Source organism: Arcobacter thermotolerans (assembly GCF_983172305.1).
Window position 1 is genome coordinate 75,671 of the sequence record NZ_CFAFZJ010000008.1, and the last position, 13,701, is coordinate 89,371.

A 13,701-nucleotide genomic window follows, 5' to 3' on the forward strand; every position below is an offset into this window, starting at 1 on the left:
TTTTTATTTATAATTATACTTTGAATTATCTATTTTTTTGGATATAATTTTTTCACTAAATTTTGCTTAGGATTTATATGAAAAAATTATCTCTATTTTTAATAATCTCAAAACTAGCTTTTGCGCAAACTATAAGTTTTGAGGAGGCTTTAAACCAAACTATAGAAAATAGTAAAGATTTACAAAAGCAAAAAATCAATATAGATATTGCAAAAACAAATAGTGATTTTATTGATGGTTTAAACTTTGGAAAAGTATCATTAAATAGTGATATTAGCCGTACAAATCATTCTGGATATGTTTTTATGGGAAAACTATCTAATAGAGAGGCAACATTTAAAGATTTTGGAGCAGGAGAATTTAACCCTTCAAATCCAAACGTTTTAGATGTAAAACCTAAAGATTTAAACTATCCAGATTCATATACAAGCATCAACTCTTATATCTCATATGATTTACCTCTGTTTACAGGATTTGCACTTTATCATCAAAAAGGTATTTTAAAACTTCAAGAAAAAGCAAATGAAATTTTATATAATCTTGATAAAAAAAATCTAGAATTTGAAGTTTTAAAAGCTTACAATAGTGCTGTTTTAGCAAAAGATTTTGTAAAAACTATGCAAAAAGCAAAAGATACTATAGGGTTTATTAAAAATGGAGCAAAAGAGTTTCATAAAAATGGACTTGTTACAAAAATAGATGTAAACGAAGCTGAACTATATTTTTTAAATACAAACTCAAACTTAATTGAAGCCGAAAACAACTTTAAACTCTCACTTGCTTACCTTAAGTTTTTAACTTCAAATGAGAATATTAGCGATGTAGAAAATCTACAAAACACATATTTAGAAATAAAAGAGTTTGAAGATTTGTATAAAATTGCTTTAAAAAACAGAGATGAGATAACTTTACAAAATATATCTATTGAAGCAAATAATAAAAATATAAAAGCAAACCAAGGTTCATATTACCCATCTGTTTTTACTCATTTAGAGTATGGATACAATGATGATAAATTTTCTACTTCAAAAGACAAAGACTACTACATGGCACTTTTAGGTATTAGTTTAACTCTTTTTGATGGAACTAGAAGTGCAAATCTTGAAAAAAGTCGTCTTGAATACCTAAAAGCAAAATTAGATTTTGAAAAACTTCAAGATGGAATAAAACTTGAAGTACAAAAAGCTATTTTAGACTACAAAGCAAAACAAGAGATTTTAAAAGAGAAAATTCTTGCAAGTGAATTAGCAAGTAGTGTTTTAAATCAAGCAAAACTTCAATATAAAAATAGATTAATCTCTATGACAACACTTTTATCTCAAGAGACAAATTATAGACAGAGCCAAACTATGCTTCTAAATGCTAAATATGAGAACTCTTTAGCACTTGCTAGATTAAATTTAGTTTTAGGACAAAACCTACAAAAGGATTATAAATGAGATTTTTAATTTTAATATTTTTAACTTTTTCAACTATTTTTGCAAATAGTTTAGAGTTGGACGGTATTGTTGAATCACAAAATGAGAAGATAATCTCAAGTAAAATGATGGGATATATTACAAAAATATATGTAAATGAAGGTGATAGTGTAAAAAAGGGTGAAATTTTATACGAAATTGACTCAACAGATATTTTGTACAATAGTGATATTTTAAAAAATCAAGTAAAAAATCTTGAGTTAAATTTAAAAAGATACAAAGATCTACTAGACCAAGATTTAGTTTCAAAATTTGATTATGAACAACTTGAATTAAATTTAATTACAGCAAAAGCAAAATTGAGTGAATTAAATGCAAACTTTAACTATCTAAAAGTAAAAGCCCCAAATAACGCTCTTGTAGTAAAAAAATCTATAAAAGAGGGAGAGATGGCTATGCCTGCAATGCCACATTTAATCCTAACAGATTTGGATGATTTAATAATAAAATCAAATATTGCAGAATCTAGTTTAAAGTACATAAAAATAGGACAAACTGTAGATATAAAAATTCCGTCTCAAGAGTTTGAAACAAAGGGGAAAATCATAGCAATTTATCCAAACTATATTGCAAATGCTCACTCATTTTCAATAAAAATCTCATTTGATAAAAAAGATTTTCAAATCTATCCAGCAATGTATTCAAAAATAACTATAGATTTGGATGAAAAATGAGCCAAAATTTAAACAGTGCAGGAAAAATTGCAAAAATATTTATAAATCATCCATTAACAGGAATTTTGGGTATTTTTATTTTAATTTTAGGATATTTTGCACTCTCTTTTATGCCAAAAGAGGAAAATCCTCAAATAAAAGTTAGTGGTGCAGTTGTAATAGTTGCTTTACCAGATGCAAAAGCTAGTGAAATTCAAAAAGTTATAATTGAACCATTGGAGAAAAAAATAAGAGAGATAAAAGGTGTTGAACATATTTTTTCTTTTGCTTATGATAGCTATGGTGTTGTACAAGTACAATTTTTTATTGGGGAAGATAAAGAGGAATCAAACTTAAAACTATATGACCAAGTTATGAGAAATATGGATTTAATGCCCAAAAATGCAATGCAACCAATAATAAAAACTATGGATATAGACACAGGTATTCCAATAGCAACTGTAGCATTTTATAGTGCAAAAAAAGATGGAATTGATTTAATTTCAAAAAGTGAGCTTTTTACTCAAGTAAGCCTTATTTCAAAAGAGATAAATAAAATAAAAAATGTAGCCTTGGTAGATTTAAAAGGAGAAAAAAAGGAGCAGTTTAATATTCTTCTTGATATAAACAAAATCAACTCTTATAATCTTGCCATTGCACAAGTTATGAAACAAATTGAGAGTTTAAACTTTAATATTCCAAATATTAGCACAAATACAAACAATAACTCTTTGGTAGTTTTAGAGATAAAAAAAGCTATAGAAAATGTAAAAGATTTGGAAAATCTAATAATCTCTTACAACTTTCAAACTCCAATATATCTAAAAGATATAGCACAAATAGAGAAATCTTATGATATACAGAATAAAAAAGATGCCTATATTTATCTAAAAGATGAAAATGGGAATTTTGAAGAGAGTAATCAAATTACTCTAATGGCTTCAAAATTAAAAGGGGCAAATAGTGTTGTCATAAATGAACAAATTTTTGAATATTTAGATAGTATAAAACAATCTTTACAAGAGAAAAATATACTCTTTACAATCACAAGAGATGATGGATATACAGCAAATAATGCAGTAAATGCTTTAATAAAAGATCTATTAATTTCTATTATCATCATCTTTATTTTACTTATTTTTACTTTGGGGTTTAAAGAGGCGATTATTGTATCTTTAACTGTTCCTATGATTTTATCTTTAACTTTGTTTATTGGATTTATGTTAGGCGAGAGTGTAAATCGTATAACACTTTTTGCACTTATTGTTGCTTTAGGAATGCTAGTTGATGCTGCAATAATTGTAATAGAAAATATACATAGACATAAAATTGAACATCCAAATATGGATTTAGAAACTCTAGCAATAAATGCAACAAATGAGATAGGAAACCCTACAAATATAGCAACTATTGCAATAATTATGGTATTTATTCCTATGTTTTTTGTAGGTGGAATGATGGGAGAATTTATGCACCCTCTTCCTGTTTTTGTTCCTATATCTTTGGCTGTTTCACTTTTTGTTGCATATGCTTTTACACCTTATTTGGTTAAAAAGATTTTAAAAGGTAAAAAATGAGATTAGAAAAATTTATACTAGACATTTTAAATAGTAAAAGAAAAATAAATTTAATTTATCTTATTACTTTAATACTTTTTATCTTAAGTATTTTAACTTTTCCAACAAAAATAGTAAAAGCAAAAATGCTTCCAAACAAAGATTCAGATAGTTTTTCTATATATATAGATTTAAAAGATGGCTCAAGTAAGTATGAAACAAAAGAGGTTGTAGATTGTATTGTAAAAAATCTACAAGATGAGGAGAATATAACAAATATTTCAGCTTTTATATCTCAAGGTCAACCAATTGATTTTGCAGGACTTGTAAAACAAAGTGCTTTAAAAAATAGTGAAAACCAAGCTGAACTTATGATAAATATTAAAAGATTTAAAGATAGAGAAATTACAAGTTATAATCTTATTTCAAATCTTAGAAGTAAAATTCAAGACTCTTGTCAAAACGCATACAAAGCAACCATAAAATTTATAGAACTTCCTGCTGGTCCTCCAGTACTTGCTTCTTTGGTAGCTGAAATTTATGGTGGAGATAGTTTTTCTAGCAGAAGAGATTTTGCTATAAAAGTAGCAAATATTTTTAAAAATCAAGACACTTTAGTTGATATTGATATTTTAGCTTCAAAAGATTTTTTTACTTACACTTTAGAAATAAATAGCAACAAAGCCATTATGAGTCAAGTTGATTTAGAACATTTAAAAGCCACTTTATATCTTGCATTTGAAGGTATGCCATTAGGAGTTATAAATGATAAAAATGCCCAAAGCCAAATTCCAATATTTTTAAGACTTGATGACTCAAGAAATTTATCAAATAACTCAAAAGATGCTTTAAATCTAAAACTTAATAGCTTAAAAATAATGAATAACATGGGAAAAATGATTAGTATTTCAGAACTTGTAAGCATAAAACAAACTATAAAAGAGCCAACAATAACATCAAAAAATCTAAATCCAATAATAAATGTAATAGCTGAAACTTCAAATGATAGTCAAATATATCCACTTTTGAGTTCAAGAGAAGATATGATAAAAAGCTTTTCAAATGATTATGAAATAATCAAAACCAATATGCTAAATCTATCTTTTATAGATAAAAAAACAAATGAGAGATTTGATTTAGTTTTTGATGGAGAACTAAAAGTTACTATTGATACATTCATAGATTTAGGAACAGCTTTTATCATAGCTTTAATTTTAATATTCTTGCTTATGGTAGTTTATTATAAAAATTTTGCTCTTAGCGGTGCAATAGTTTTAAGCAGTTTTATATCTATTATTGGGGTTATTTTTGCTCATATTATTATGGATATTTTTACAAAAGATACTTTTTATTTAACAGCAACTAGTCTTATAGGATTTATTGCTTTAATTGGTATTAACTCAAGAAACTCAACTTTAATAATAGACTTTGCAAAACAACTTGTTTTGGAGAATAATTTAAGGGTAAATGAAGCTATAGCAAAAGCAGCTGCTACACGATCAAAACCTATTATATTAACTGTTTTAGTTCTTGTTTTTGCAAGCTCTTTAATAGCAAATGATGCTGTATTTGGTGGACTTGGAGTTGCACTTATTGGTGGAACTTTAATATCTTATATTGTTTCTATGTTTTTTGTTCCAGTCGTTATAAGAAATAGTTTGAAGAAAATTGTTTAAAGATATATTTAAAGGTAAACAATGAGTGAAAAAATAAAAAAAATCCTAAAAAACTTAATAAAATATACAATTTTTTTTATAATAGTTTTAAACATAGTAAGCTATTTTAAAGGTCTAGATTTAAACAAAGAAAAATTCTCTATACAAAGTTTTGAATTAATAGATGGTTCAAATTATGAGATAAAAAATGATAAACCTCTTTTAGTTAATTTTTGGGCGACTTGGTGTCCAATATGTGCTTTAGAAGAGCAAAATATTGAAAATTTATCAAAAGATTTTGAAGTAATTACAATAGCTACACAATCAGGAAGTAATGAAGAGATAGAAAAATATTTAAAAGATAAAAATCTTAGCTTCAAAGTCGTAAATGATGAATATGGTCTTTTATCTACTGAATTTAATGTAAAAGCATTCCCTACAACTTTTATTTATGACAAAAACAAAAATCTAAAATTCACTGAAGTTGGTTACACTTCAACTTTTGGATTAAAACTTAGGCTTTGGTGGAGTAGTTTCTAAAATCATTGACAAAAAAAAGCTTCTTTGATAGGATAGAAAAATTTTTATAGGATTTTAAACTTATGAACAACTACCAAAAAGCAATAGAAAATTCAAATATAGTCTCAAAAACAGATATAAATGGAATTATCACTTTTGTAAATGATGAATTTTGTAATCTTTTTGGTTTTACAAAAGATGAATTAATTGGAAAAAATCACAATATTATAAGACATCCTGATACTCCAAAAGAGAATTTTGAACTGCTTTGGAATACTATTTTAGATAAAAAAGTCTATAAATCTACTGTAAAAAATATATCAAAAAATGGAGAAGATATTTATTTAAATACAACTATTATTCCTATTTTAGATGAAAAAGAGGAAAATATTGTTGAGTTTGTAGCCATAAGATATGATATTACAAATGAAGTACTACTTCAAAAAGAGCTAGAAGAGAAACAAAAAATTATATTTCTACAATCAAGAATGGCAAGTTTAGGTCAAATGTTAGGAAATATTGCTCATCAGTGGAGGCAACCTTTAACAGAGTTAAACTTAAGCTTATTTAATCTAAAAAAAGCTTTTGAAAATGAGAACAAAAAAGAGATTGAAAATCTTTATTCAAACTCAAAAAATCTAATACTAGGAATGTCAAGTACTATTGATGATTTTACAAATTTCTTTGCTCCAAAAAAACAAAAAGAAGCTTTTTTAATAAATCAAAGTATAAATGAAGCTTTGAAGATTTTAAATAGAGTTTTAGAAGATGAAAATATTAATATAAAGTTTGATATTTTAAAAGATTTAGAGATTTTTGGATTAAAAAATGAGCTAACTCAAGTGCTATTAAATCTTATAAATAACTCAAAAGATGCTTTTGTACAAAAAAATATCACAAATAAAGAGATAACTATAAAAACTTATACAAATACAAAAGATGATTTTGTATATTTAGAATATATTGATAATGCTCAAGGATTAAGCAAGGAGCTATTTGATAAGATTTATGAACCATATTTTACAACAAAACATCAATCAATTGGAACAGGTCTTGGTCTTTTTATTTGTAAAATAGTTATTGAAAATAGTTTTAAAGGTGAAATTATGCATGAAAATATTTCAAATGGTTTAAAATTCACTCTAAAGTTTCCAAAAATAGTATGAAAAATCTAAAAGTTTTAATAGTAGAAGATGAGCAAAAATTAGCAAATTTAATAAGAAACTCTATAAAAGAGCTTTTTTTTAAAGTAGCAATTGCAAAAGATGGTATTGATGGAATTAAAAAGTTTAAAAGTTTTAAACCTGATATTGTAATTAGTGATATTTCTATGCCCAATTTAAGTGGTCTTGAAATGTGCAAAATAATAAAAAGTAATAACCAAACTCCTATTATAATTTTAAGTGCCTACAGCCAAAAAGAGATGCTTTTAGAAGCTATTGATTTGGGAATTTCAAAATATTTTATAAAACCATTTGATATTGAAAGCTTTATTGAGTACTTAAAAGAGCTTTCAAATAAGATAAATAAGGAGAAAGACTATACCTTAAAAGGTGGTTTTGTATTTGTAAAAAACTCTTGTAGTTTATACAAAGATAGTGAACTAATAAATCTTACAAAAAGAGAGAAAGAGTTTATAAATCTTCTAATAGAAAATAAAAATTTACTTGTAAAAATGGAAACTATTAAAGAAAATTTATGGGAATTAGAGAATATAAGTGATGAAAGAGTTAGAACTTTTATAAAAAGATTAAGAGCAAAAACATCTAAAGATTTAATTGAAAATGTATCATCTCAAGGATATATGATAACATCTAATTGAATTTTTATTTATTTAAATCATAGAGTAAATTAGTTTTGATAAAATCTTTTTCAAATCATTTTTCTCTTTTTGACTTAATACTTTAAAATGATTTTCTAATCTCTTTGAAGCTTCACAAATACAAGATTCTATTAGAACAATGCCTTTTTTTGTAAGAGTTACAAAAGTTTTTCTTTTATCCTCTTTTGAGACATCTCTTTTTATAAACTCTCTATCTTCAAGTTTTTTTAGAACTTTTGTCATACCGCCACTTGAAAATATTGTTGCATCATAAAGTTCTGTTGGTGAAAGTGAATGATTTTCATTGCTAAAATAAAGTGCTGCTAAAACATCAATATCTGAATGTAACAAATCATAACTAGTTTTATAAAAACTCTCTGATTCGTTATAAATATGCTTATTTGCTAAAAACATTGGTAAAGATAAAGCAAAAATCTCATGCTTCTTATCTTTTGCAACTCTACTATAAAATTCATCTATATATTTTTTATTCATAGCGAAAATTGTATCTAATTTAAAATTAAAATTATCTTTCTAGCAAGACAAAATTAAGTAAAAAACTGATAGAATTTTATTTTATTTCTAAAAGGAGCAAAATGAAAAAAATATATTTTACTTTTTTAGTACCAATATTCTTATATAGTCAAAATTTAGAAGAGTTAGTAAATTTAACAATTGAAAATAGATTGGTTGAATCTTCAAAACAAAATTTAGATGCACTAAAAGATGAGTATAAAAGTGTACAAAGAGGTTATTTACCAAAATTAGATGCTGGTGCTTCATACTCAATAAATGAACATGAATATCCTAATAATCCAAAAAAAAGAGCAAATGCTTATGGTAGTCTGAACTACCTATTATATGATGGTGGGAAAAAATATGATATTTATGATGGATATGAAACAAATATAAAAAGTGGTGAAAAATCACTTGATGCTTTAAAAAATAATCTATCACTAACTGTTATTCAATACTACTTTGATTATCTATCTCTTGAAGCAAAAAAAGATGCAAAACAAAAAGAGATAGAACAATTAACAGCACAAGAAGATAGAATTGGAAGATTTTATAAAGCAGGAACTACAACAGAAGATGAGCTTCAAAAAATAGTTTCAAGACTTCAAAATGCTATTGTTGAGCTTCAAGAAATTGAATTAAATATTATTACAATTACACATAATCTTGAATACATTACAGGCACACAAGTATCGATAACAGATGGTTCAAAACTTGAAGATATTAATAATTTGATACAAAAAAGTCCTAGATTTGATATTCAGGCTTTAGATTTAAGTACTCAATCAAAACAAAGTGTTGCACAAGCACAAAAAAGTGGATATTACCCAACAATTACTTTAGATAATACATTTAATTATTATGATAATAATTACGATAGAAAAATCAACGATACAGATATAAACAATCATCAAAATGTTGCAAGTGCAAATATGAAATGGAATTTATTCTCTTTTGGTCAAACAAAATATCAATATGAATCAAAACAAAAAGAGTATTTAGCTAGTAGATCAAATTTTGAGTATGAAAAGAATAAAGCTGATGTTGATTTACAACTAGCTTTAAAGTCATATAATATTGCAAAAGCAAAAATTAAATCAACAGAAGCAACTCTTAAAGCAGCTCAAAGTGCTTATGAAATAATCAAGTCAAAATTTGAAAATGGACTTATAGATAATGTTGCATTTTTACAAAGTTTAACAGAAAAATATGATGCAATAAGTCAGCATAAAAAAGCTATTAATGATTTAGAAGTAAAAAAAGCAACAATAATTTACCATAGTGGTGAAAAATTACAGGAGTATATAAGATGATAAAAAAATCAATAATGTCACTTTTTGTGGCAAGTATAGCATTTACAAATCTAAATGCAAATGAAGCCCCTGCACTTCCAGTGCAAGTATTTAAAGCAGAGAAAAAAGATATTACCACAAGTAAAACTTATCCTACTATTTTGAAAGCTGTTGAGCAAGTAGATATTATTGCAAGAGTATCTGGGACTTTAAAAGAGAAAAACTATACAGAGGGGCAATTTGTAAAAAAAGGAACTCTTCTTTATAAAATTGAACCTGATACATATTTGGCAAATTTAAACTCGAAAAAAGCAAACTTTATAAAAGCAAAAAAAGATTTTGATAGAGCAAAATCTTTAATAGCTTCAAAATCTATTAGCCCTCAACAATTTGATGATTATACTTATCAATATGAGAGTTCAAAAGCTGCTTTAGATGAAGCACAAATTCAATATAACTACACAAATGTTACTAGCCCAATAGATGGAATTGCTGGAATAAAAAAACAAGATATTGGAGATTTAGTAGGAACAACTGCTACTAATTCTACACTTGTAACTATTACAAACACAAATCCAATTCATGCTGAATTTTCTCTTCCAAAAGAGGATATGAATAAATATATAAGTCAAATTAGAGAAAATAAAGCAAAAATTAATTTACTATTAGGTGATAAATCATTTAATGGAACTATTGATTTTGTTGCTCCTGTAATTGATACAAATACTGATACACTTCTTGTAAGAGCAAAAATAGAAAATCCAAATAATGAATTAATTGTTGGAAATTTTGGACAAATTGAAGTTTCAAACCTTGATTTAGGAGATATTTTTGTAGTTCCTGAAAATGCTATTTTAAAAACAGCACAAGCAACAGTTGTAATTGTTGTAGGAGAAGATAATATTGCAAAACCAACACCTGTTGTTGTTGGAGATTTAATTAAAGAGGGTGTTGTAGTAAAAAGTGGTTTAAAAGGTGGTGAAAAAATTATTGTTAGTAACATTGCAAAAATAAGACCTAACACAAAAGTTCAAATTGTAGATAAAGAGAAATAGTTATGATTTCAGCATTTTTCATACGAAATCCCGTTTTTGCGGGCGTTTTATCAATAATAATTTTTCTTGTTGGACTTGTTTCTATGACAAATCTACCAATAGAACAATATCCAAAAGTTCTTCCTCCTCAAATTGTAGTAAGTACAAATTATCCAGGTGCTAGTGCTAATACTATTGCAAAAACAGTAGCAGCTCCTCTTGAGCAACAAATTAATGGTGCTAAAGATATGATTTATATGAACTCTTTAGCAGATGATAGTGGAAATTTATCAATTAATGTATATTTTGAAGTAGGAACAGATCCTGATAGTGCAAAAATTGATGTAAACAATAGAGTTCAAGCAGCTTTGTCTTCAATGCCTGAGCAAGTGCAAAGAGTTGGAGTTGTTGTAGGTGAAAAATCTCCTAGTATTCTTCTATTTGCTATGCTTCAATCTCCAAATAATACTTATGACTCTATATATCTTTCAAACTATGCATTATTAAATATGGTTGAAACTCTAAAAAGAGTTGAAGGTGTTGGAGATGCTATGATTTTTGGGGCAAAAGATTACTCTATTAGAGTTTGGCTAGACCCTTCAAAACTATCAAAATACTCTCTTGCTACAACTGATGTTATTGCTGTTATCAAAGAGCAAAATAATCAATATGCAGCTGGTAAAATTGCAGCTGAACCAATTGCAAATAAGCAGATGTACACATATACAATTCAAACTCCAGAGAGATTTGATGATCCTGTTCAATTTGCTAATATTGTAATTCGTTCAAACCCTGATGGAAGTAGTTTAAAGCTTAAAGATGTTGCTACAATTGAGCTTGGTGCTAGTAATTATAGTATGCAAACAAGATTAAATAATGCACCTTCTTTACCAATTGGAGTATTTTTACAAAGTGAAGCAAATGCTTTAGAATCAGCAGCTGCTATTAAAAAAGCATTAGAGGAAGCTAGTAAAAATTTCCCTGAAGATATGACATATACTATTCCTTATGATAGTACAGATTTTATTACAGCATCAATTGAAGAGGTTGTAAAAACATTTGTTGAAGCTCTTATTTTAGTTATTTTAATTATTTTTCTATTTTTACAAAATTGGAGAGCTACTATTATTCCTTTAATTGCTGTTCCTGTATCAATTGTTGGAGCATTTGCTGGAATGTATGCTTTAGGATTTAGTATAAATCTTCTTACTCTTTTTGGACTTGTTCTTGCTATTGGTATTGTTGTTGATGATGCTATTATTGTTATTGAAAATATCGAACGGCATATGGATATGGGTAAAACTCCAAAAGAGGCAGCATTTGCTGCTATGAGAGAGGTAACTGGAGCTTTAATTGCTATTATTTTGGTACTTGGAGCTGTGTTTGTACCTGTTGCATTTATGGGTGGATTAAGTGGTGAAATGTATAGACAATTTGCTATTACCATAGTTGTGTCCGTTTTAATCTCTGGATTTGTTGCTTTAACATTAACACCATCGCTATGTGTAAGAATATTAAAAAATAAAAAACATGAACCTAAAGGCTTCTTCAAATGGTTTAATACTATGTTTGATAAAGCAACTGTTGGTTATTCACTTTTAGTTAAAAAAACTATTAGATACTCTTTAATATCTATGTTACTATTTGGTGGATTGATTTTTATATCTTATGATATGTTTAAGGGAATGAAAACAGGATTAGTACCTGATGAAGATCAAGGTACTATATTTATATTTGGGTTTAATCCTCCAGGTTCATCTTTATCAAGAACTATTGAATTATCAGAAGAGATAAATGCAATTATTTCAAAAGACCCAAATGTTAAAAATATTATTACTTTAGCTGGTTATGACTTTACAACATCAGCTCAAAGAACACACACGGTTGCTACTATTGTTAAATTAAAAGATTGGGATGAAAGACCAGAATCAAGTCAATCAGCTCAAGCACTTCTAAAAAAATTTAGTGGACAACTAATGGGAACTAGTGAAGGATTCTCATTTGCTGTTATTCCACCTGCAATTATGGGTATGAGTGTTACAGGTGGATTTGATATGTATGTTCAAGACCGAACTGGTGGAAGTATTGAAGATTTACAAAAAGTTGTAAATCAAGTAATCGAAAAAGCAAAAACAAGACCAGAGTTAATGGGAGTTAGAACCTCTCTATCTGCAACTATTCCACAATATAAGATGGATGTAGATATTGAGAAAGCAAAAGCAAAAGGTGTAAATATAAACGATATTTACAATACTATAAATGCAACTTTTGGAAGTTTTTATGTAAATGATTTCTCACTTTACGGAAGAACTTATAAAGTAAATATGCAAGCTATTGATACATATAGATCAAATGCTGAAGATATGCAATATATTTATGTAAAATCATCAAATGGTGAACTTCTACCTTTAGACTCTTTTGTAACTTTAAAACAGATTGTTGGGGCAGACATTATAGAAAGATTTAATCTTTTCCAAGCTGCAAAAGTTTCAGGACAACCAGCAGCTGGATATAGTTCAGGAGATGCTTTAAAAGCTATAGAAGAAGTTTCAAAAGAGGTTTTACCACAAGGTTATACAATTTCTTGGGTTGGAACTGCTTATCAAGAGAAACAAATAGGTGGAAGTTCTGCACAAGCTTTTATTTTTGGAATTGTTTTTCTATTTTTAATTCTAGCAGCTTTATATGAGAAGTGGTTACTTCCAATAGCAGTTGTATTGGCAGTTCCTTTTGCTATATTTGGAGCTATTTTGGCTACAAATTTAAGAGGGCTTGATAATAATATCTACTTCCAAGTTGGTCTCTTAGTTCTTGCAGGACTTGCTGCCAAAAATGCAATTTTGATTGTAGAGTTTGCTCTTCAAAAAAGAAAAGAGGGATACAATCTAATTGACTCAGCTTTAGAAGCTGCAAAAGTAAGATTAAGACCAATAGTTATGACTTCTTTAGCATTTACTATTGGAGTTATGCCTCTTGCAATTAGTAGTGGAGCAGGAGCTGCTAGTAAACACTCTATTGGAACTGGTGTTGTTGGAGGAATGCTAACTGCAACATTCTTAGCAATTTTATTTATTCCACTCTTTTATGTATTAATCTCAAGATTAAGTAGAGAAAAAGAGGGAAATATTGCAGAGGATTTAAAAAGAGAAGAAGAGGAAAACAATAGTGAAAAATAA

General features: G+C 27.2%; 11 protein-coding genes. 10 read left to right on the forward strand and 1 reads right to left on the reverse strand.

Going from position 1 to position 13,701, the window contains the following annotated elements; all coding sequences use genetic code 11:
• Positions 1 to 77 precede the first annotated feature (77 nt).
• The 7 genes from AC5LG6_RS07580 to AC5LG6_RS07610 all read left to right on the forward strand — a co-directional run bounded on the left by AC5LG6_RS07580 (position 78) and on the right by AC5LG6_RS07610 (position 7,683).
• Entirely contained in the window at positions 78 to 1,439 is a 1,362-nt protein-coding gene (locus tag AC5LG6_RS07580; RefSeq protein WP_498586129.1) for a TolC family protein, read from the forward strand.
• Complete coding sequence (locus tag AC5LG6_RS07585; protein WP_498586130.1) at positions 1,436 to 2,152, forward strand: efflux RND transporter periplasmic adaptor subunit; 717 nt, start codon at positions 1,436 to 1,438, stop codon at positions 2,150 to 2,152. Before AC5LG6_RS07580 ends, AC5LG6_RS07585 begins: the two co-directional genes overlap by 4 nt.
• A complete protein-coding gene (locus AC5LG6_RS07590) occupies positions 2,149 to 3,708 on the forward strand; it encodes an efflux RND transporter permease subunit (RefSeq protein ID WP_498586131.1) in 1,560 nt (519 codons plus the stop codon). Before AC5LG6_RS07585 ends, AC5LG6_RS07590 begins: the two co-directional genes overlap by 4 nt.
• Positions 3,705 to 5,363 (forward strand): efflux RND transporter permease subunit, encoded by a 1,659-nt coding sequence (locus tag AC5LG6_RS07595; RefSeq protein WP_498586132.1) that lies wholly within the window; start codon positions 3,705 to 3,707, stop codon positions 5,361 to 5,363. The genes AC5LG6_RS07590 and AC5LG6_RS07595 overlap by 4 nt, the downstream gene beginning before the upstream one ends.
• Before the next feature lie 21 nt (positions 5,364 to 5,384).
• Positions 5,385 to 5,882, forward strand: a complete 498-nt coding sequence (locus AC5LG6_RS07600; RefSeq protein WP_105911258.1) for a redoxin domain-containing protein — start codon at positions 5,385 to 5,387, stop codon at positions 5,880 to 5,882.
• Positions 5,883 to 5,944: 62 nt separating this feature from the next.
• Positions 5,945 to 7,027: a PAS domain-containing sensor histidine kinase gene (locus AC5LG6_RS07605; protein WP_081560671.1), complete on the forward strand. Its 1,083-nt coding sequence runs from the start codon at positions 5,945 to 5,947 to the stop codon at positions 7,025 to 7,027.
• Positions 7,024 to 7,683 (forward strand): response regulator transcription factor, encoded by a 660-nt coding sequence (locus AC5LG6_RS07610; protein ID WP_066405531.1) that lies wholly within the window; start codon positions 7,024 to 7,026, stop codon positions 7,681 to 7,683. The genes AC5LG6_RS07605 and AC5LG6_RS07610 overlap by 4 nt, the downstream gene beginning before the upstream one ends.
• A gap of 12 nt (positions 7,684 to 7,695) precedes the next feature.
• Here AC5LG6_RS07610 and AC5LG6_RS07615 read toward each other — a convergent pair whose 3' ends face one another.
• The gene (locus tag AC5LG6_RS07615; RefSeq protein WP_066221421.1) at positions 7,696 to 8,178 is read right to left on the reverse strand and encodes a MarR family winged helix-turn-helix transcriptional regulator; all 483 of its coding nucleotides are present in this window, start codon (positions 8,176 to 8,178) and stop codon (positions 7,696 to 7,698) included.
• Positions 8,179 to 8,279: 101 nt separating this feature from the next.
• On the opposite strand from AC5LG6_RS07615, the gene AC5LG6_RS07620 reads away from it, so the two are divergent.
• From AC5LG6_RS07620 to AC5LG6_RS07630, 3 genes are read left to right on the forward strand one after another with little or no spacing between them, the layout of a single operon-like run.
• On the forward strand, positions 8,280 to 9,512 hold the full coding sequence (locus AC5LG6_RS07620) for a TolC family protein (RefSeq protein ID WP_187473341.1): 1,233 nt from the start codon (positions 8,280 to 8,282) through the stop codon (positions 9,510 to 9,512).
• Positions 9,509 to 10,546, forward strand: a complete 1,038-nt coding sequence (locus tag AC5LG6_RS07625; RefSeq protein WP_066359357.1) for an efflux RND transporter periplasmic adaptor subunit — start codon at positions 9,509 to 9,511, stop codon at positions 10,544 to 10,546. Before AC5LG6_RS07620 ends, AC5LG6_RS07625 begins: the two co-directional genes overlap by 4 nt.
• A gap of 2 nt (positions 10,547 to 10,548) precedes the next feature.
• The gene (locus tag AC5LG6_RS07630) at positions 10,549 to 13,701 is read left to right on the forward strand and encodes an efflux RND transporter permease subunit (RefSeq protein ID WP_498586133.1); all 3,153 of its coding nucleotides are present in this window, start codon (positions 10,549 to 10,551) and stop codon (positions 13,699 to 13,701) included.

Coding starts and splice junctions, on each gene's coding strand:
- AC5LG6_RS07580 (WP_498586129.1), top strand. CDS start 78: ATGAAAAAATTATCTCTATTTTTAATAATCTCAAAACTAGCTTTTGCG.
- AC5LG6_RS07585 (WP_498586130.1), top strand. CDS start 1,436: ATGAGATTTTTAATTTTAATATTTTTAACTTTTTCAACTATTTTTGCA.
- AC5LG6_RS07590 (WP_498586131.1), top strand. CDS start 2,149: ATGAGCCAAAATTTAAACAGTGCAGGAAAAATTGCAAAAATATTTATA.
- AC5LG6_RS07595 (WP_498586132.1), top strand. CDS start 3,705: ATGAGATTAGAAAAATTTATACTAGACATTTTAAATAGTAAAAGAAAA.
- AC5LG6_RS07600 (WP_105911258.1), top strand. CDS start 5,385: ATGAGTGAAAAAATAAAAAAAATCCTAAAAAACTTAATAAAATATACA.
- AC5LG6_RS07605 (WP_081560671.1), top strand. CDS start 5,945: ATGAACAACTACCAAAAAGCAATAGAAAATTCAAATATAGTCTCAAAA.
- AC5LG6_RS07610 (WP_066405531.1), top strand. CDS start 7,024: ATGAAAAATCTAAAAGTTTTAATAGTAGAAGATGAGCAAAAATTAGCA.
- AC5LG6_RS07615 (WP_066221421.1), bottom strand. CDS start 8,178: ATGAATAAAAAATATATAGATGAATTTTATAGTAGAGTTGCAAAAGAT.
- AC5LG6_RS07620 (WP_187473341.1), top strand. CDS start 8,280: ATGAAAAAAATATATTTTACTTTTTTAGTACCAATATTCTTATATAGT.
- AC5LG6_RS07625 (WP_066359357.1), top strand. CDS start 9,509: ATGATAAAAAAATCAATAATGTCACTTTTTGTGGCAAGTATAGCATTT.
- AC5LG6_RS07630 (WP_498586133.1), top strand. CDS start 10,549: ATGATTTCAGCATTTTTCATACGAAATCCCGTTTTTGCGGGCGTTTTA.